The sequence below is a fragment of the Pseudoxanthomonas mexicana genome, from assembly GCF_014397415.1.
Taxonomy (GTDB): domain Bacteria; phylum Pseudomonadota; class Gammaproteobacteria; order Xanthomonadales; family Xanthomonadaceae; genus Pseudoxanthomonas_A; species Pseudoxanthomonas_A mexicana.
Map to the genome: position 1 here is coordinate 3,274,000 of NZ_CP060731.1, position 18,568 is coordinate 3,292,567.

21 protein-coding genes are annotated in these 18,568 nt (G+C 67.9%); 10 read left to right on the forward strand and 11 right to left on the reverse strand.

What is annotated here, in order from left to right:
• Positions 1 to 19: 19 nt before the first annotated feature.
• Together ygfZ and ubiM are read left to right on the forward strand one after the other, a co-directional pair.
• Positions 20 to 883 carry a CAF17-like 4Fe-4S cluster assembly/insertion protein YgfZ gene (gene ygfZ, locus IAE60_RS15295; protein ID WP_244966588.1) on the forward strand — a complete coding sequence of 288 codons (864 nt, stop codon included), beginning with the start codon at positions 20 to 22 and terminating at the stop codon, positions 881 to 883.
• Between the two features lie 90 nt (positions 884 to 973).
• Positions 974 to 2,203 (forward strand): 5-demethoxyubiquinol-8 5-hydroxylase UbiM, encoded by a 1,230-nt coding sequence (gene ubiM, locus IAE60_RS15300; protein WP_187572911.1) that lies wholly within the window; start codon positions 974 to 976, stop codon positions 2,201 to 2,203.
• A 48-nt stretch (positions 2,204 to 2,251) separates the two neighbouring features.
• Here the strand turns inward: ubiM and IAE60_RS15305 are convergent, their stop codons facing one another.
• From IAE60_RS15305 to IAE60_RS15335, 7 genes are all read right to left on the reverse strand, one after another.
• On the reverse strand, positions 2,252 to 2,797 hold the full coding sequence (locus IAE60_RS15305; RefSeq protein ID WP_187572912.1) for an NADPH-dependent FMN reductase: 546 nt from the start codon (positions 2,795 to 2,797) through the stop codon (positions 2,252 to 2,254).
• Between the two features lie 29 nt (positions 2,798 to 2,826).
• A complete protein-coding gene (locus IAE60_RS15310) occupies positions 2,827 to 5,088 on the reverse strand; it encodes a thiamine pyrophosphate-dependent enzyme (protein ID WP_187572913.1) in 2,262 nt (753 codons plus the stop codon).
• 13 nt (positions 5,089 to 5,101) lie between these two features.
• Complete coding sequence (locus IAE60_RS15315; RefSeq protein ID WP_187572914.1) at positions 5,102 to 5,752, reverse strand: glutathione S-transferase family protein; 651 nt, start codon at positions 5,750 to 5,752, stop codon at positions 5,102 to 5,104.
• On the reverse strand, positions 5,742 to 6,227 hold the full coding sequence (locus IAE60_RS15320; protein ID WP_187572915.1) for a nucleotidyltransferase family protein: 486 nt from the start codon (positions 6,225 to 6,227) through the stop codon (positions 5,742 to 5,744). The genes IAE60_RS15315 and IAE60_RS15320 overlap by 11 nt, the downstream gene beginning before the upstream one ends.
• Positions 6,224 to 6,775 (reverse strand): GNAT family N-acetyltransferase, encoded by a 552-nt coding sequence (locus tag IAE60_RS15325; protein WP_187572916.1) that lies wholly within the window; start codon positions 6,773 to 6,775, stop codon positions 6,224 to 6,226. Before IAE60_RS15325 ends, IAE60_RS15320 begins: the two co-directional genes overlap by 4 nt.
• A 92-nt stretch (positions 6,776 to 6,867) precedes the next feature.
• Positions 6,868 to 8,031 (reverse strand): acyl-CoA dehydrogenase family protein, encoded by a 1,164-nt coding sequence (locus IAE60_RS15330; protein ID WP_162109217.1) that lies wholly within the window; start codon positions 8,029 to 8,031, stop codon positions 6,868 to 6,870.
• Positions 8,032 to 8,179: 148 nt separating this feature from the next.
• Positions 8,180 to 8,995, reverse strand: coding sequence for a glycine zipper 2TM domain-containing protein (locus tag IAE60_RS15335; protein ID WP_162109218.1), 816 nt, complete (start codon positions 8,993 to 8,995; stop codon positions 8,180 to 8,182).
• Between the two features lie 171 nt (positions 8,996 to 9,166).
• On the opposite strand from IAE60_RS15335, the gene IAE60_RS15340 reads away from it, so the two are divergent.
• Both IAE60_RS15340 and IAE60_RS15345 read left to right on the forward strand, forming a co-directional pair.
• Positions 9,167 to 9,391 carry a DUF6116 family protein gene (locus IAE60_RS15340; protein ID WP_185896455.1) on the forward strand — a complete coding sequence of 75 codons (225 nt, stop codon included), beginning with the start codon at positions 9,167 to 9,169 and terminating at the stop codon, positions 9,389 to 9,391.
• Positions 9,392 to 9,395: 4 nt separating this feature from the next.
• On the forward strand, positions 9,396 to 10,163 hold the full coding sequence (locus tag IAE60_RS15345) for a TatD family hydrolase (protein WP_187572917.1): 768 nt from the start codon (positions 9,396 to 9,398) through the stop codon (positions 10,161 to 10,163).
• Here IAE60_RS15345 and IAE60_RS15350 read toward each other — a convergent pair.
• Positions 10,144 to 10,959 carry a tRNA threonylcarbamoyladenosine dehydratase gene (locus tag IAE60_RS15350; RefSeq protein WP_187572918.1) on the reverse strand — a complete coding sequence of 272 codons (816 nt, stop codon included), beginning with the start codon at positions 10,957 to 10,959 and terminating at the stop codon, positions 10,144 to 10,146. The two genes, IAE60_RS15345 and IAE60_RS15350, sit on opposite strands and share 20 nt — an antisense overlap.
• A gap of 76 nt (positions 10,960 to 11,035) precedes the next feature.
• Here IAE60_RS15350 and IAE60_RS15355 point away from each other — a divergent pair, with 76 nt between their 5' ends.
• Together IAE60_RS15355 and IAE60_RS15360 are read left to right on the forward strand one after the other, a co-directional pair.
• Positions 11,036 to 11,476: a cytochrome c gene (locus IAE60_RS15355; protein WP_162109222.1), complete on the forward strand. Its 441-nt coding sequence runs from the start codon at positions 11,036 to 11,038 to the stop codon at positions 11,474 to 11,476.
• A gap of 138 nt (positions 11,477 to 11,614) precedes the next feature.
• A complete protein-coding gene (locus tag IAE60_RS15360) occupies positions 11,615 to 12,088 on the forward strand; it encodes a glycine zipper 2TM domain-containing protein (RefSeq protein WP_162109223.1) in 474 nt (157 codons plus the stop codon).
• An 84-nt stretch (positions 12,089 to 12,172) separates the two neighbouring features.
• Here IAE60_RS15360 and IAE60_RS15365 read toward each other — a convergent pair whose 3' ends face one another.
• On the reverse strand, positions 12,173 to 12,382 hold the full coding sequence (locus tag IAE60_RS15365; protein WP_108765608.1) for a cold-shock protein: 210 nt from the start codon (positions 12,380 to 12,382) through the stop codon (positions 12,173 to 12,175).
• 229 nt (positions 12,383 to 12,611) lie between these two features.
• On the opposite strand from IAE60_RS15365, the gene IAE60_RS15370 reads away from it, so the two are divergent.
• Genes IAE60_RS15370 through IAE60_RS15385 form a run of 4 tightly spaced genes read left to right on the forward strand, consistent with a single transcriptional unit; the run spans position 12,612 to position 15,935 of the window.
• Positions 12,612 to 13,097 carry a DUF456 domain-containing protein gene (locus tag IAE60_RS15370; RefSeq protein WP_187572919.1) on the forward strand — a complete coding sequence of 162 codons (486 nt, stop codon included), beginning with the start codon at positions 12,612 to 12,614 and terminating at the stop codon, positions 13,095 to 13,097.
• 53 nt (positions 13,098 to 13,150) lie between these two features.
• Positions 13,151 to 14,359 (forward strand): phospholipase A, encoded by a 1,209-nt coding sequence (locus IAE60_RS15375; RefSeq protein WP_187572920.1) that lies wholly within the window; start codon positions 13,151 to 13,153, stop codon positions 14,357 to 14,359.
• Positions 14,359 to 14,778: an arsenate reductase (glutaredoxin) gene (gene arsC, locus IAE60_RS15380; RefSeq protein ID WP_187572921.1), complete on the forward strand. Its 420-nt coding sequence runs from the start codon at positions 14,359 to 14,361 to the stop codon at positions 14,776 to 14,778. The genes IAE60_RS15375 and arsC overlap by 1 nt, the downstream gene beginning before the upstream one ends.
• 47 nt (positions 14,779 to 14,825) lie before the next feature.
• Positions 14,826 to 15,935, forward strand: coding sequence for a sterol desaturase family protein (locus IAE60_RS15385; protein ID WP_185896463.1), 1,110 nt, complete (start codon positions 14,826 to 14,828; stop codon positions 15,933 to 15,935).
• 116 nt (positions 15,936 to 16,051) lie between these two features.
• Here the strand turns inward: IAE60_RS15385 and IAE60_RS15390 are convergent, their stop codons facing one another.
• A complete protein-coding gene (locus IAE60_RS15390) occupies positions 16,052 to 16,687 on the reverse strand; it encodes a glutathione S-transferase family protein (protein WP_187572922.1) in 636 nt (211 codons plus the stop codon).
• A 263-nt stretch (positions 16,688 to 16,950) separates the two neighbouring features.
• Positions 16,951 to 18,468 (reverse strand): fumarate hydratase, encoded by a 1,518-nt coding sequence (locus IAE60_RS15395; RefSeq protein WP_162109229.1) that lies wholly within the window; start codon positions 18,466 to 18,468, stop codon positions 16,951 to 16,953.
• Positions 18,469 to 18,568: the final 100 nt, after the last annotated feature.

Genomic DNA, 18,568 nt, shown 5'->3' on the forward strand with positions numbered 1-18,568 from the left:
AATTTTAATCCTCGCCCCCTTGGCTTACAACCTTTCCCCTACCACTCCGCCGGTTTTCAGCCTGCCCGACCATGCGCTGGTGACGCTGGAAGGCCCGGATGCCGTGGCTTTCGCCCACGCCCAGTTCGCCAACGATGTCGCCGCGCTGGCGCCGGGATGCTGGCAGTGGAACGCGTGGCTGACGCCCAAAGGGCGCGTGATCGCGGTGTTCGCACTGGCCAGGCCAGCCGAGGACCGCGTGTGGCTGGTGCTGCCCGACCATCCCGCCGACCCGTTCGCCGAAGCGCTGCGGCGTTTCGTGTTTAGACGAAAGTTGAAGATCGAAGTCCCCGCGGACAGGGCCATCAGTGGCGCCCACGCCGCGCCCGCGCACGCGCAAGGCCATCTGCTGGGTACCGTGGGCGACGCCGTGGAACTGGACATGGGGGGCGATGGCGGTCCGCGCACGTTGCGGATCGGCAGCGCGGCGCCGGACGACGAGGCTGCGCGTCTCGCATGGCAGGTGTCGGACCTGCGCCACGGCCTGCCCCGCCTGCCGGCTTCCCAGCGCGAGCAGTGGACGCCGCAGCAACTGGCGCTGGACCGACTGGCCGCCTACAGCGTGAAGAAAGGCTGTTACCCGGGGCAAGAAATCGTGGCGCGCACGCATTTCCTCGGCAAGGCGAAGCGCTCGCTGCAATGCTTCGCCGCCGCGGGCCCTGTCGTGGCCGGAGCCGCCGTTCGCCACGAGGCGCAGGACGTGGGCGAGGTGGTGTGCGCGGCGCCCGATGACGCGCACACGCTGCTGCTGGCCGTGATGCCGTTGGACCATACGGGCACCGGCCTGTCCGCCGAGGGCCACGCACTGGAACGGCTGCCCCTGTACGACGGCCTGCGCCGCTGAGGGACAACCGCGCCGGGATTGATCCACGTCAATGCCGTTCGCGCGTAGCTGCCTAGACTGCCCGGAACCTCCGCAGCAGAAGGCATGCGCATGCATCACGACGTCATCATCATCGGCGCCGGCCCGGCCGGCCTGTGCCTAGCCAAGGCACTGTGCGACCTCGATCTGAAGGTGGCGCTGGTGGAGCGTCAGGCGCGTGCCGCGATCGCCGAACCCGCCTTCGACGGGCGCGAGATCGCCCTCACGCACGCCTCGATCCGGCAACTGCGCGATCTCGGCATCTGGCAGCACCTGCCCGACGACGCCGCGTCGCCCCTGCGCGCCGCGCGGGTGATGGAAGGCGACTGCCTGCACGACATGCGCATCGATGCCGCGCTGGCAGGCAAGTCCGAACTGGGCATGCTGGTGCCCAACCAGCGTATTCGCGAGGCGGCGTGGAAGGCGGTGGGCGACATGCCCGGACTGGATTTCTTCGATGGCGCACGCGTGCATGCGGTCCGCACCACCGACGACCACGCCTGCGTGACCCTGGGCGACGGCCTGCGACTGGAGGCGCCGCTGCTGGTGGCCGCCGACAGCCGGTTCTCGGAGACGCGCCGTGCGATGGGCATCGGCGCGGACCAGTACGATTTCGGCAAGAGCATGCTGGTGTGCCGCATGCACCACGAGCAGCCGCACCAGGGCGTGGCGTGGGAATGGTTCGGCCAGGGACAGACGCTGGCCCTGCTGCCGCTGCAGGAGCACCAGGCCTCGGTCGTGGTCACCCTGCCGGACAGCGCGGCCAGGCGCCTTGCCGCGTTGGACGTCGACGCGTTCGCCCACGAAATGGAGCAGCGCTATGGCCATAGGCTGGGCCACATGCGGCTGGAAAGCAGCCGCCACGTGTATCCGTTGGTCGGCGTTTACGCGCGACGTTTCGTCGCACGCCGCTTCGCCCTCGCCGGCGATGCGGCGGTCGGCATGCACCCGGTCACCGCGCACGGCTTCAACCTGGGCCTGGACAGCGTGGCGCGGCTGACGGACATGGCACGCCAGGCCGTGCGTTGCGGTGGCGACCTGGGATGCGCCGAAGGCCTGGCCCGCTACGAGCGGCGACACCGCCGGGGCACGCGGCCGCTGTACCTGGCCACCCGGGCGATCGTGGAGCTCTACACCAACGATCGTGCGCCCGCGCGCATGGTGCGCGAAACGGTGCTGCGCGCGGGGCGACACCTGACGCCCTTCCGGCGCGCCCTGGCCCGCACCCTGGCCGACGACGCACCGGCGACCCGCCCTCCCCTGCAGCGGCTGCGCGACGGGCTGGCACTCCTGCGCCCCTAGGCCGCGGGGTGAGCAGAGGCCCCCGCCCGGAACGGGGCGCATGCCCCGCTACGCGGCCAGCCAGGCCTCGAAGCGGTCAAGGAACAGCTGCAGGCGCTTGCGCAGGCGTTCGTCGCTGACGTTGCCATCGGCGTCGATCTGGCCTTCGCGATACTGGATGGCGATTTCCGGCTGCGGAAGGACCGCCAGGTCCACGGCGGACAGCACGTTGCGAAGGTGCTGCTGCGCCGACACCGTGCCATGCGCTCCCGGCGACGTGCCGATGATCGCCGCGCGTTTGCCCGCGAAGGAGTTGCTGCCGCCGGGACGCGTCCCGATGTCGATGGCGTTCTTCAGGACGCCGGGAATGGAACGGTTGTACTCCGGCGTGACGAACAGCAGCGCGTCGCAGGCCTCCACCTGCTGCTTGAAGCGCAGGCCGGCAGCGGGAAACGCCGCATCGTCGTCCTGGTCGTACAGCGGCAGGTCGCCGATGCCGATCTCCTCGAAGACGAAGCGGTCGCCCGCCAGCGTCCGCACGGCGTCGGCCAACTGGCGGTTGAAGGAACCGGCGCGCAGGCTGCCGATGACGAGGCCGATCCGGAGCGTGGGCATATCCATTCCTCAGTGAAGGGGAATGGCGATCATGCCAGCCTGTCCGCCGCCGCGACGATGTCCTCGTCGCCGGGCAGCACCAGGAACGCCGCGCCCGCCAGCGGGGTGTAGGTGTCGGCACCCACCACGCGCTGGAACGGACGCGCATGGTGGCCCGCTTCGGCGATGGCCGTGATGACGCCCTCGCCGACGCCTGCGGCGTGCCGGCCTTCGTCCACCACCAGGATGCGCTTGGCCGTCTTCGCCTGCGCCGCGATGAAACCCTCGTTGAGCGGCACCAGCCAGCGCAGGTCGACCACGCGCACCTTCCAGCCGTGCCTCCCCTCGATGGTGCGCGCGGCGCGCAGACTCATCGGCACGCCATTGCCGTAGGTGAAGATAACCAGGTCGTCCGCATCCCCGCCGTACACGCGACCTTCGCCGAGCGGCATCGCCTCATCCTGCGGCGGATACGGGAACAGCCACTGGCCGTCGCCGGCCTCGTGCAGGTCCTTGGTCATGTACAGCGCGATCGGCTCCAGGAAGACGGTGACGCGCCCGTCCACCTTCGCCAGCGCGGCCAGCGTGCGCAGCATGGTGGCCGCGTCGTCGCCGCGCGAGGGACAGCCCACGACCAGGCCCGGGATGTCGCGCAGGGCGGTGATCGAGTTGTCGTTGTGGAAATGCCCACCGAAGCCGCGCTGGTAGCCCAGGCCGGCGATGCGCACGACCATCGGGTTGCGGTACTGGTCGTTGCTGAAGAACTGCAGGCTGGCGGCTTCGCCGCGGATCTGGTCGCAGGCGTTGTGGAAGTACGCCAGGTACTGGATCTCCGGCAGCGGCAGCATGCCCATGTTGGCATAACCCTGGGCCAGGCCCAGGATCATGGTCTCGTCCAGCAGCGTATTGAACACGCGGCTGCCCTTGAACGCCTTCTGCAGGCCCTTGGTCACCGTGTACACGCCGCCCTTCTGCGCCACATCCTCGCCGAACAGCAGCGTTTCAGGGTACTTGCAGAACAGGTCGTGCAGCGCGTTGTTGATCTGGATGGCAAGATGCCTGGGCGGCAGCTTCTCCGGCAGTTTGTCCTCGCTGCCGAACGCGGCCACGCGCTTTTCATGCGGCGCCGTGCGTGCCGCCTCGGCCGCCACCGCATCGGGGGTATACGGCGCCAGCGGCGCCATCACCTGTTCCAGCGTGGTGATGCGCGGCCGGCGGTCGGCGTCCTCGGCCGCGGCGAAACAGCGCGCGCGCGTGGCCTCGTACAGCCCGAGCAGCGCGTCCTTCGTCAGCAGTCCCGATTCCAGCGCGATCGCCGCCGAGCGCAGCAGCGGGTCGGTCGCCTCGACCGCGCACAACTCCTCCAGCGGACGCCACTCGATCTCGAAATCGGTACCCGCGTGACCCATGATCCGGGTGGTGCGCAGGTGCAGGAACGTCGGCCGGCGCGTACGGCGGCAATGCTCGACGGCCGCCTGCACCTGGCCATAGCCGGCCGCCAGGTCCAGGCCGTCGGCGTGGAAGTAGTCCAAGTCCGCGCGATCGCGGAAGTTGCGGCCGATCCAGCCGTCGGGCGTCTTCACCGAAATACCGATGCCGTTGTCCTCACAGACGAACAACACCGGCGCGGGCAGTTTCTGGTAAGCCGTCCATGCCGCCGCATTGAACGCGGTCTGTGCGGTGGCATGGTTGGAGGACGCATCGCCGAACGAACAGATCGCGATGCTGTCCTCGGGGATCGGGAGCGCATGGCCGATGCGGCGCGCCTGTTCGATCGCCACCGCGGTACCCAGCGCCTTCGGCAGGTGCGAGGCGATGGTCGACGTCTGCGGCAGCACCCACAACGGCTTGCTGCCCCACACCTTGTGGCGGCCGCCGGAGGCCGGGTCCTCGGCGCTCGCGGCGAAGCTGAGGGCCGAGTCCATCACCGGGTCCATGCCCGGCAGCTTGCGGAACCGTTCGGCCATGAAGCCGCCGCTGCGGTAATGCAGGAAAGCGGGATCGGTGTGGCGCGCCAGCCGCGCGACCATCGCGTTGCCTTCGTGTCCACTGGAGCCGATGGTGTAGAAGACCTTGTTCTGCACGCGCAGCACACGCGCCATCAGGTCCAGGTGGCGGCTGATCAGCTGCGACTCCAGCAGTTCGACGAAGCCGCGCGCATCCAGCGCACTGCCGGGCAGCACGGGATCGGTGGCGGCCGGCGCGCTGCGCACGGGGCCGTCCCACTCCTTCACGAATTCGATGAAATTCTGGTCGCAGATCTCGGCCCGGTTCAGGCCCTTCATGCGTGCGGGGATCGCTTTCGACGTCATGTGCTCGCTCGGATCAGGAGGACGCCAGGCGCACGGCGACATCGTCGCTCACGCCGGGCATGGGAACGAAACCCGGCTGCGCGCGCACCCGCGCCAGCCAGTCGGTGATATGGGGAAACGCGGCCAGGTCGAAACCGCCCTCTCCCGCGCAGTGGGTGTAGGCGAACAGTGCGATGTCGGCCACGCCGTACGCAGGACCGGTGAACCACGCTGCCTGCGCGAGGTACTTCTCCATCACCGCCAGCGCCTGCATGCCCCGCTCGTGCAGGCGCGGCAGGTCGGCACGGCGCGGCGAATCCAGCGGTGTCCAGCCGCGGATGAAGCGCGCGACGGCGATGTACGGCTCGTGGCTGTACTGCTCGAAGAACAGCCAGCTGAGCGCCTGCGCACGCTGCCACGCATCGGCCGGCAGGTAGGTGCTGCCCTCCGCCAGCCAGCAGAGGATGGCGTTCGACTCCACCAGGATGGCGCCATCGGCGCGCTCCAGCATCGGGACCTTGCCGTTCGGGTTCTTCGCCAGGTATTCAGGCGTGCGGGTGCCGCCGTGGGCGCTGTCAACTTCGATCCACGTGTAGGGCCGGCCCTGCTGCTCGAGCAGCAGGCGCACCTTGTGGCAGTTGCCCGAGGTGGACATGCCATGGACGGTGACGGGATCAGGCGACATGCGGATGCTCCGGAAGGGCGATGCGGGCGGCCTTGGCGAGGTCCTTGTCACGTCCGAATGCGCGCAGGATGCGGCGCTGCTCTTCCAGCGTCGGGATGCACACGGCGATGCCTGCGGCATCGACGCGCATGTCATGGTTCACCCGTACGGGCTGCCATCCGGCCTCCGTCATCAGCTCCAGCCCGCCCATGACTTCCACCGGCATCGGCAGGTGTGCGAAACGCGCGAAGGTGGAACGGAAGCGGGTTTCGTCCGCGGGTCGGTAAGCCGCATCGGCATGGTCGGCCCATGTCTCGCGCAAGCGCAGCGCGTCCTGCCGGCTGCAGAGCACGTCGATGTCCTGCGGCTCGATACCGGGTACTCCGGCCAGCGCCAGCGCGGCGCTGCCGATGATCCACCAGGGATCGCGGAAGGTCCGCGCCATCTGCGGCAGGGCATGGTGCAGGCCTGCATGCAGTGCGGACGTGGACGTCACGGATGCACGGCCTTTCGCGCTTGCCACTGCGCGCGCGTCTGGCCCCAGACTTCGACCGGCTTCTCGTGGTGCGGTTCGGGCAGGCGGTCCATGCGCAGATAGGCCGAACCCAGCTTGGCGGCCACCGTCTTGGAATTGGCGTTGTCCGGATCGATGGTGTGGATCACCTCGCTCCAGCCCAGGTGATCGAACGCCCAATCGGTACTGGCCGCGGCGGCTTCGGGCGCATAGCCCCTGCCCCAGGCTTCGCGCGCGATGCTCCAGCCCACCTCGGTGCCCGGCCAGCCCTCCGGTTGCCATGGCCCGACCCGGCCGACCCAGCGACCGGTCGCCTTCTCGATTACCGAGAACATGCCGAACCCCTGCAGGTGCCAGCTGCCGAGCGTCGCGGCGAGGCTCCGCCACGCAGGCGAGCGGGCCTGCTTGCCGCCGATGAAGCGCGTGGCTTCCTCATCGGCACCGAACGCCGCCCAGGCTTCGTAATCGTCCCGTCGCGGCAGCCTCAGCAACAGGCGTGGAGTTTCAAGCTGGAGATCGGAAAGGTCCATCGACGCCACACCATCCCACCAGAAAACCGGACACGACGAGCGGCGACGCTCGACTTCGCTGCACCCGCGCCCACGCGCGGGAGCGGACGGCGTCAGAACGCGTTGATGCCCGTCAGTTCGCGGCCGATCACCAGCTGGTGCACGGTTTCCGTGCCCTCGTAGGTGATGACCGACTCCAGGTTGAGCGCATGGCGGATGGCGGCATGCTCGGTGGTGATGCCGGCGCCGCCCAGCAGGTCGCGGCATTCGCGCGCGATGTCGATGGCCATGCGGCAGTTGTTCCATTTCGCCAGCGACACCTGCTGCGGCGCCATGGTGCCGGCATCCTTCAGCCGACCCAGCTGCAGCGAGAGCAGCTGCGCCAGGGTGATGCGGCGGGCCATCTCGGCCATCTTGATCTGCGCGCTCTGCGTGGCGGCCACCGGGCGGTCGAAGAGGATGCGTTCCTTGGTGTAGGCCAGCACTTCGTCGAGGCATGCGATGGCGGCACCGATCGGGCCCCAGGTGATGCCGTAGCGCGCCTGGGTCAGGCAGCCCAGCGGGCCCTTCAAACCCTTCACGTTCGGCAGGCGGCTGCTGTCGGGCACGCGCACGTTGTCGAAGAACAGCGCGCTGGTGACCGACGCACGCAGGCTCATCTTGTGCTTGATCTCCTGCGCGGTGAAGCCGGCCATGCCCTTCTCGAGCAGGAAACCCTGGATGCCGTCGTCGGTCTGCGCCCAGACGATCGCGATGTCGGCCAGGTTGCCGTTGGTGATCCACATCTTGGAGCCGTTGATGACCCAGTCGTCGCCATCGCGGCGCGCATGGGTCTTCATGTTGGCCGGGTCGGAGCCGCCGTGCGGCTCGGTCAGGCCGAAGCAGCCGATCACCTTGCCGGCGGCCATGTCCGGCAGCCAGCGCTGGCGCTGTTCCTCGCTGCCGTAGGCGTAGATGGGATACATGCACAGCGAGGACTGCACGCTGACGAAGCTGCGGATGCCGCTGTCGCCGCGCTCAAGTTCCTGGCAGATCAGGCCGTAGCTGACGGCGTTGAGGCCGGCGCAGCCGTACTTCTCCGGCAGGGAGGAGCCGAGCAGGCCGAGTTCGGCGATCTCCGGCACCAGTTCCTTCGGGAAACGGCCCTGGTCGAAGGCGTCGCCGATGATCGGCCGCACGCGCTCGTCGGTGAAACGGGCGACGGCGTCCTGGACGGCGCGCTCCTCTTCGCTCAGCAGGGAACGGACATCGAACAGGTCGTACGGGTTCAGAGCCATCGTGCTTCAACCGGCGTTTGAGGTATCCGGCGATTGTATGCGGTGGCCCCCGCGCGGGTAAGCGCCAGTCCGCAAAGCGAAGGCCGGCGAAACGCCGGCCTTCGAGGGGTGCCACGTTGAAATGCAGGTCCGGGCGGGACCCCGGGCTTCAGCCCTGCCCGGGCGCGTCCACGCTGGCGGTCTGGGTCACGACCTGGCCGTCGATGACCGGCAGGCGCTCGCCCGGCTTCTGGTCCATCCGGATGGTCTTGTCCTGACCCTCGAAGCGGTAGGTCACGTCGTAGCCGATCACCTTGTCCGTGGTGCCCATGGCGATGCGGGTGCCCGGCTTGCTGTCCATGCGCATGGTGCCGGTGGTGCCGTCCGGGTTGCGGTAGGTGACGTTGTAACCGGTCACGCGCGAAGACTCGGAGGTCGCGTTCTCGGTGTGGCACTGGCGCTCGGTGCGGTTGACGACCTTGCCGCCCACGTGACGCTTGTCCACCTGGTTGCCGATCACGCCGCCCGCCACGGCACCGGCCACGGTGGCCGCCTTCTTGCCGCTGCCGCCGCCCACCTGGTTGCCAAGCAGGCCGCCGATCACCGCGCCTGCGACCGTGCCGCCGGCGTTGCCGTCGCGTTCGGGCAGGCGCTCCTGCACGACCACGTCTTCGCAGACTTCGCGCGGGGTGCTGGTGGTGGTGGTTTCGCGCACCGGCTCGGTGCCGATGACGGTCGCGTAAAGCTTCTCCGAACTGGTGATCGGCTCGGCCTTCACCACCTCGGCGTACTGCAGGGTGCCGACCGGCAGCTGATTGTCGGTGGCCGCGGCATCATCGGCGACCAGCGCGCCGTCGGCGGCGGTCACCAGGCCGTCCTGCGCTGTGGGGCTCTTGTCGCCGCCCTTGAGGAAAGCCGCGGTGGCCACACCGCCCACCAGCAGCGCGCCGACGGCGACCAGGATCGTAGTGGTATTGCTCTTCATCGCTGCCTCCAAGTCGGGCTGACCCCGATTCACATTGGTCATCATTGCACCACTGCGAACCTGAACCAAGTACCCGGACAAGGCCACGAAAACCAACGGAAAATGAACGATTCCGTCAGGCGATGATCATGTTAGCGTGATGCCATTCCACCGCGGTCGAGTGCCTGCGTCATGCCCAATCCCGTTCTCCTGCCTCTCCTCGACTGGGCGCGCAAGCTGCGCTATCCCACCCTGTTCAAGATCACCGCCGCACTGTTCGTGGTGACCCTGTTCCTGCCCGATCCGGTCCCGTTCGTGGACGAGATCCTGTTCGGCCTGGGCACCCTGCTGCTGGCCAACTGGAAGCGCCGCAAGGATCCGCCGTCCTCGCTCGAGGCCCCGGACGCCCGTCGCTGACGTGATGCTGGTCGACAGCCACAGCCACTTCGACGCGCCCGAGTTCGACGGCGACCGCGATGCGGCGCTGACGCGGGCACGCGCCGCTGGCGTGACCCGGCAGGTGGTGCCGGCCGTGGCCGCCTCGAGCTGGCCGAAACTGCGCGAGGTCTGCGCGCACGACGCGGGCCTGTTCCCGGCCTACGGACTGCACCCGATGTACCTGGCCGAACACCGGCCTGCGCATCTGGACGCGCTGCGCGCATGGATCGAGCGGGAGCACCCACTGGCGATCGGCGAATGCGGACTGGATTTCTTCGTCGAAGGTCTGGATGAAGACGAACAGCGCCGCTACTTCGAGGGACAGCTGCGGCTGGCGCGCGAGTTCGACCTGCCGCTGATCGTGCATGCGCGGCGCGCGGTGGACGCCGTGATCGCGTCGGTAAAGCGGGTCGGCCGCCTGCGCGGCGTGGTGCACAGTTTCTCCGGCAGCCCGGAGCAGGCGCGCCAGCTGTGGCAGCTGGGATTCCTGATCGGGCTGGGAGGACCGGTGACCTACGAGCGCGCCAACCGCCTGCGCGCCCTCGCCCGCACGATGCCGCTGGACTACCTGCTGCTGGAAACCGACGCGCCCGACCAGCCCGATGCCGGCATCCGCGGACAGCGCAACGAACCCGCCCGGCTGCCGGTGGTGCGCGACGTCATCGCGGGCCTGCGCGGGATCACCGCCGACGAAGTGTCACAGGCCACCACGCGCAACGCGGAACGGCTGTTCAACCTTCCGCCGGCGTGATGCCCCGCTTGGCCGTTTTTGCCAGCAGCTCCAGCGCCTTGCCCACCATGGTGAACGCGAACGCGCCGGTGATGTGGGTGGCCGCTCCCAGTCCCACGCCGCAGTCCAGTTTCAGCGCCGCATCCGCGCCCAGTTGCGGGCGCAGGCCGCAGACCGTGCCATCGGCTTGCGGATACTTGACGTTCTCCAGCGAGTAGACGGCCTGCACGCCGAAGTAGCGGTCCTTGTTCTTCGGAAAATTGAATTCCGCGCGCAGCTTCTTGCGGACCAGGGCGAGCAGCGCGTCGTGTTCGGTGCGGGAGAGATCGCGCAGCCGGATCTGGGTGGGATCGGTGCGTCCACCGGCCGAGCCGGAGACCACGATGGGCAGCTTGCGGCGGCGGCACCACGCGATCATCTCCACCTTCACCCGGAAGCTGTCGCAGGCATCGAGCACCAGGTCGAAACTACGATCCAGCAGGTCGGCCATGTTGGACGCCGTCAGGAACTGCGGGATGACGTCCACCTCGACCAGCGGATTGATCGCACGGCAACGCTCGGCCATCGCCTCGGCCTTGTTGCGCCCGTACTGGCCATCCAGCGCGGGCAACTGCCGGTTGGTGTTGGACACGCAGATGTCGTCGGCGTCGATCAGGGTGAGATGGCCCACGCCCGAGCGCACCAGGGCTTCCACCACCCACGAGCCCACGCCGCCCATGCCCACTACTGCCACGCGCGCGGCCGCATGGCGTTCCACCGACCCCACGCCGTACAGCCTGTCGATACCGGCGAACCGGTCCCTGAGTTCTTTCTTCATGCCACCAGTGTAAGCCGTGGCGCAAACCGTGACGGCCGTCGTACCATCGCCGCGTCATCCACAAGGAGCCCGCCGCATGGCCAGCCAGCCCGAGACCAAGAAGCCTTCCGCCGCGTCGCGTTACCTGTTCCTGTTCCTGATCGGCCTGGTCGTGGGCGCCATCTGCACCGTGATGGCGATGCGCGCACTGCAGGCGCGGCAGGATCCGTTCCCGGACAGCGTGATGCAGGTGATGGCCAAGCATTCGGGCCAACTGGCCGACAAGGTGAAGCAGAACCGCTGCGCCGCCACCGACACCATCCCGCACGTGCGCACGCTGCGCGCGATGGCGAACGACCTGGAGATGGCGTTCCCCGGCATCGCCGACGACAGCCGCTTCAAGACGCACACCAGCCAGTTCCGCGCCGACCTGGATGCCGCGTTGAACGCGCCGCCCACCGACTGCGCCGCCGCCGGGGCGCTGGTGGAGAAGGTGGGCACGGACTGCAAGGCCTGCCATCAGGACTTCCGCGGCTGAGGCGTGTCGCAGGTCTGAATCGCACCTGACATCCGGGCCGCGCAAGCGGCCCGATTGTCATGGTGTTCACACGTCCGTGTGGAGCATGCCGGTGAAGGGACCGCGCCATGTCGGCGGCCCCACCCTCCAGGAGGCTCCATGAACATGCGTCTGATCGCCATCGGCCTGACCGCCACCCTCGCCCTCGCCGGCTGCGCCAGCACCTCGCCCGGTTACTCCAGCGGTTACGGCGGCGGCTACAACACCGCACCGGCCAACCGCTACTGCGCCGACTGCGGCATTGTCGAGCGCATCGACGTGGTCCCGTCGGGCCGCAGCGCGCCGTCGGCCACCGGCGCGGTGCTGGGCGGCATCGTCGGCGCGGTCGCCGGGCGCCAGATCTCCGATCGTACCGGCGGCAGCGAGGGCAACAAGAACGTCGCCACCGTGGCCGGCGCGGTCGCCGGCGCAGCGGCCGGCAACGCGATCCAGAACCGGACCACCGGCGATACCTACAACATCACCGTGCGCATGGACGACGGCCGTCGCGTGACCATCAACCAGCACGATCTGGGTGGCGTCCGCGAGAACACCTATGTGCGCATCCAGAACGGCCGCGTGGTCATCCGCTGACCCCCGGACCGCTGAAAAGAAAAAGCCCGGCGCATGCCGGGCTTTTTCGTGGAGCACGCGCGGATGCGCGGTTCGGCGGTCGGGTCAGACCGGCTGCACCGCATCGGCCTGCAGGCCCTTCTGGCCCTGCACGACGGTGAAGGTGACCTTCTGGCCTTCCTTGAGGCTCTTGAAGCCCTGGGTCTGGATGGCGCGGAAATGCACGAACACGTCTTCACCATTCTCGCGGCTGATGAAGCCGAAGCCCTTGGCATCGTTGAACCATTTCACGGTTCCGGTTTCACGATCAGACATCTACTTGCTCCTTGAAACGGGTGGTGGATACGCCTGCTGGGCGGCTGGTTGCAAGGAGGAAGCGAGGTACAAGGATGCAGCGGATCATGGATCTACCCCATCAGGCCACGATTCACGGTGACCTTGGCAACGGCAGCGGCCGCACAGTAACCCGGCATTTGTGAAAATGCAAACGCCCGGACGATAAAGTCAAGCCCCCGGCAACCCCTTGATTCCGTAGGAGAATTGATTGGACATCCAGTTCCTGTATTACGCCCTGGCCATCGTGCTGATCCTGGTCGGCATCGCCGGCGTGCTGCTACCCGCCCTGCCCGGCCTGCCGCTGGTGTTCGCGGGCATGCTGCTGGCCGCCTGGGCGGGTGATTTCCAGCAGATCGGCTGGGTCACGCTGGTCGTGCTGGGCGTGCTGACGGCGCTTTCCTTCGTGGTGGACATCGTTTCCACCGCCATCGGCGCGCAGCGCGTGGGCGCCAGCCGCAAGGCGTTGCTGGGCACGGTCATCGGTACCTTCGCCGGGCTGTTCTTCATGCCCATCGGCCTGTTGGCCGGCCCCTTCGTCGGCGCGCTGCTGGGCGAACTGTGGCACGGCCGCGAGTTCCGCCAGGCCACCAAGGTCGGGCTGGGGACGTGGCTGGGCATCGTGCTGGGCGTGGTGCTGAAGCTGGGCCTGGCCTTCGCGATGCTGGGCCTGTTCGTCTTCGCCTGGATCTTCTGATCTTCGCGCGCCGGCTGGCAGAATGGCGGCGCCCCCACCGAGCGACCCCCTGCATGACGCATCGCATCCGACTGCTTCCGCTGGTAATTGGCGTTTCATACGGGTTGACCGCCCACGCCCAGGACGGCGCGCCGACGGCCACGCCCGCCGAGGCCTGCTTTTCGCTGGAGAACGATGCCGCCCGCCTTGCCTGTTACGACGCTGCGCTGGGACGCAGCGCCGCCGACACCCGGCGTGCCGACGAGGAAGCCGTGGCGGCGAAAGAGGCCGAAGCGGCTGCACGCGCCAAGGCGCGGGCCGATGCACGCGCCAAGGCGCGGGCCGATGCCCGCGCCGCCGCCGAGGCGCAAGACCCCGACCTGGCGCTGAGCGAACGCACCCGCCGGCGGCTGGGGGCCTGGTTCCGTGCCGACGATCCGGGCGATGCCGATCTGATCGCCAATGCCGGCCGTGGCTCCCTGCTGGACAGCCGCTGGGAGCTGGCCAAGGACTCCAAGCTGGGCGTGTTCCAGCTGCGCGGCTACAAGCCGCTGTACCTGCTGCCGGCGTTCTGGACCAGCCGGGTCAACGAAACGCCCTCGTCCCCGAATCCCGACAACACGGTGACCGAACCGCAGGCGTTGCAGGACATCGAGGCCAAGTTCCAGCTCAGCTTCAAGACCAAGTTCGCCGAGAACGTGTTCGGCGACAACGGCGACATCTGGGGCGCGTATACCCAGAGTTCGCGCTGGCAGGTCTACAACGGCGAGGAATCGCGCCCTTTCCGCGAGACCAACTACGAGCCGGAAGTGATGCTGGTGTTCCGCAACAACTACAGCATCGCCGGCTGGAAAGGCCGCATGGCCGGCATCGGCATCAACCACCAGTCCAACGGCCGCGGCGACCCGCTCTCGCGCAGCTGGAACCGCGTCATCGCCACCATCGGCCTGGATCGCGAGAACTGGGCCTTCGTGGTGCGGCCCTGGTACCGCGTCCCCGACGGCAACGACGACGACAACCCGGACATCGAGGACTACATCGGCCGTGGCGACGCCATGCTGACCTATGCGAAAGACGGCCACGTCTTCACCGTACTGGGACGCCACTCGCTGCGCGGTGGCGACGATTCGCACGGCGCGCTGCAGGTGGACTACGGCTTTCCGATCAACCGCACGTTCCGCGGCCACGTACAGGTCTTCCATGGCTACGGCGAAAGCCTGATCGACTACAACCACAAGGCGACCTACGTGGGCCTGGGCATCTCGCTGCTGGACTGGTACTGATGGACGAGGTGACGATCTACCACAACCCCGCCTGCGGCACCTCGCGCAACACGCTGGGACTGATCCGCAATGCCGGCATCGAACCGCAGGTCATCGAATACCTGCGCACGCCACCCGATCGCGCCGCGCTGCTGTCGCTGATCGCGGCCATGGGCGTGCCCGTGCGTGACGTGGTGCGCGCGAAGGAACCGCGTTACGCGGAACTCGGCCTGGCCGACGCCGACGACGCGGCCCTCATCGACGCCATGCTGGCCCATCCGGTGCTGATCAACCGTCCCATCGTGGTCACTGCTGTGGGCACGAAGCTCTGCCGTCCGTCGGAAGCGGTGCTGGACATCCTGCCGCAGCCGCAGCGCGGCGCCTTCAGCAAGGAAGACGGCGAGCCGGTGGTGGACGCGGCCGGAAACCGCATCGCCTGACGTAAGATCGGGCGCAGGATCCGTACCGCCTGCCAAGGAAGCCGCCCATGCCGCGCCCGCGCCGTTCGTTCTTCGCCTATGCCTCCGCCATGCTGGGCCTGCTCAGCCTGATGGCGGTGGCCTGTTTCCATTTCCCGGAACTGCTGACCAGCAAGGAGTTCCGCGCGGCGTACAACGAACAGTTCGCCCGCCACCTGCTGCTGGTGGGGCTGGCGGCAGCGTTCGCCATGGGCACCTGGGCCATCCTGCGCGACCGCAACAAGCGCATCGCACTGGTCGGCGTGGGCAGCGCGACCCTGGCCGTGCTGCTGGGCGGCACCAACGTGCAGTTCGACGCCATCGGCAAGACCCCGTACTCGTTGGGGCTGGACTGGTTCGTGATTTCGCTGTTCTTCTCGGCGCTGGTATTCGTGCCGCTGGAGCACTACCTGGGCAAGCGCCGGATCTCGCCGCTGCGGCCGGGCTGGCGCACGGACGTGGCGTACTTCTTCATGAGCCATGTGCTGGTGCAGTTCATCCTGATCCTGGTGACCGCATCCACGTCCACCATCGCAGGGCTGGCCGCGTTCCCGGCCCTGAAGGACGCGATCCAGTCGCTGCCGGTCTGGGCGCAGTTCCTGATCGCGGTGTTCGTGGCCGACCTGGCGCAGGCGCTGCTGCACCGCGCCTACCACAACATTCCCTGGCTGTGGCGCTTCCACGCCGTGCACCACTCCAGCCGCGAAATGGACTGGCTGGCGGGTTCCCGCATCCATATCGTCGAGATCGTGCTGACCCGCAGCGCCGTGCTGCTGCCGCTGCTGGTGCTGGGCTTCTCCACGCCGGCAGTGAACGCCTACGTGATCCTGGTCGGGCTGCAGGCCGTGCTGGCGCACGCCAATCTCGGCATCCGCTTCGGCTGGCTGGAGTACCTGCTGGTGCTGCCGCGCTACCACCACTGGCACCACGCGCGGCACAAGGACTACCTGGACGTGAACTACGCCATCCACCTACCGCTGGTGGACATGCTGATGGGCACCTTCAAGCTGCCGCCGAAGCAGGAAGACTGGCCCGGGGAATATGGCGTGATGAAGCTGGAGACGGTGCCGCGCGGCATCCTGCGCCAGCATCTGATGCCGTTCCAGGGTGGGAAGAAGTTCGACGAATACGTGGATTGAGCGACCGCCGTGGCCGGATGTGGGAGCGACGTAAGTCGCGAGCTGTTTCCTTCGGTCTGCACAATTCCAATCATGCATCTTCGCGACTTACGTCGCTCCCACAACGTACAGCCCGCTTATGTCCAGTCCGTCAGCCCCTCGCGGGCATAGACTTCCCTGAAGCTCGGCAGCGCCTTCATGCGCTGCGCGTGGGCATGCAACACCGGCCAGCGGTCGGTCGGCCTGGGCATGTTGCGCGACCAGCGCATCAGCATGGTCAGCAGGAAGTCGGCAGCGGAGCGCTGCGCGCCCAGCAGGTAAGGGCCGTGCGCCTCCAGATGGTCCGCGACCTGCTGCCACGCGCGTTCCAGCTTGAGTCGTGCATGCAGGCGGCTGGCCTCGGCGTTCTCCGGGCCCGCGATCTCGTCCGCATAGAACCACGCGCGGTACGCAGGCATCAGCGTGTTCGCGCAGAACAGCATCCAGCGGTAGTACTGCGCGCGCTGCGTGGTCGCCACCGCAGGCGCCAGCTCCGCGCGGGGATGCGTATCGGCCAGATGCATGAGGATGGCCGCGGTCTCGGTGATCACCTGCCCGTCCATCACCAGCGTGGGCACTACGCCGGCGGGATTGAGCTTCAGGTAATCGTCGGACTTCTGGTCGCGCTTGTCGAAATCCAGTTCATGCAACTCGTGCGGGATGCCGAGTTCGATCAGCAGCCAGTGGACGACCAGGCTGGCGGTGCTGCGGGAGTAGTAGAGCGTGGTGGACATGCAGTGGCTCCTGGAGTCAAAGCCCTTCTCCCTGCGGGAGAGGGGTTGGGGGCGCCGCCTTAGCGTATCCAACCCGATTTCCAGAAACGAGCCGCAGCGAGTCGTGATGACGAACTATTGGCTGTTCGACTCAATCTGCTCGCTGCGGCTCGTTCTTCAGCATCGGCTCGCAGACACCGCCGAGGCACACCCTCATCCGCCCTACGGGCACCCCGTATCAAGTACGGGGCAAGCTCTTCTCCCGCAGGGAGAAGGGAACACCATCACGCCACCACCACCGGAATCTTCCCGATCCGCGCCTGCCATTCCTTCGGCCCGGTCTGGTGCACCGAGGTCCCCTGCGAATCGACGGCCACGGTTACCGGCATGTCCTGTACGGTGAACTCGTAGATCGCTTCCATGCCCAGGTCGGCGAAGCCGACGACCTTCGCCGCCTTGATCGCCTTGGATACCAGGTAGGCCGCGCCGCCGACCGCCATCAGGTAGGCCGACTGGTGCTTCTTGATCGCCTCGATCGCCGCCGGGCCGCGCTCGGCCTTGCCGACCATGCCCAGCAGACCCGTCTGCGCCAGCACCTGCTCGGTGAACTTGTCCATGCGGGTGGCGGTGGTCGGACCGGCCGGGCCTACGACCTCGTCGCGCACCGGATCGACCGGGCCCACGTAGTAGATGAAGCGGCCCTTCAGGTCGACCGGCAGCGGCTCGCCCTTGTTGAGCATATCGACCATGCGCTTGTGCGCGGCGTCGCGGCCGGTCAGCAGCTTGCCGTTGAGCAGCAGCACTTCGCCCGGCTTCCAGCTGGCCACGTCTTCGCGGGTCAGGGTGTCGAGGTCGACGCGACGGCCCTTGGAGGCGTCGTAGGTCAGCTCCGGCCAATCCTCCAGCGACGGCGGGTCCAGCATCACCGGACCGCTGCCGTCGAGGGTGAAGTGCGCATGGCGCGTGGCGGCGCAGTTCGGGATCATCGCCACCGGCAGGTTGGCCGCGTGGGTCGGGTAGTCCTTGACCTTGATATCGAGCACGGTGGTCAGGCCACCCAGGCCCTGCGCGCCGATGCCCAGCGCGTTGACCTTCTCGTACAGCTCCAAGCGCAGCTCCTCGGCGCGGTTCGACGGACCGCGGGCCTGCAGGTCGGTGATGTCGATCGGCTCCATCAGCGACTCCTTGGCCAGCAGCATCGCCTTCTCCGCGGTGCCGCCGATGCCGATGCCGAGCATGCCCGGCGGACACCAGCCGGCGCCCATGGTCGGCACGGTCTTCAGCACCCAGTCGACGATGGAGTCGGACGGATTGAGCATCGCGAACTTCGACTTCGCTTCGGAACCGCCGCCCTTCGCGGCGACGATCACGTCGACGGTGTTGCCCGGCACGACCTTCACGTTGACCACGCCCGGCGTATTGTCCTTCGTGTTGGTGCGCTTGCCCGCCGGATCGGCCAGCACGCTGGCGCGCAGCTTGTTGTCGGGATGGTTGTAGGCGCGGCGTACGCCTTCGTGGACCATGTCCTCCACGCCCATCGTGGCGTCGTCCCAGCGCACGTCCATGCCGATCTCGAGGAACACGGTCACGATGCCGGTGTCCTGGCAGATCGGACGGTGGCCTTCGGCGCACATGCGCGAATTGATCAGGATCTGGGCGATGGCATCCTTCGCCGCCGGCGACTCCTCGCGCTCGTAGGCGGCGGCGAGGTTCTTGATGTAGTCCACCGGGTGGTAGTAGCTGATGTACTGCAGGGCATCGGCGATGGACTGGATGAGGTCTTCTTGCTTGATCGAGGTCATGGAGCGACGGGCGGCTGCCGGTGGGGTAGCGGGCGGAAGCGCCCATTTTAGGCCAAAGTGACGGCCCGCCCGGGTGTCACGGGCGGGCGCCCTCGCCCGT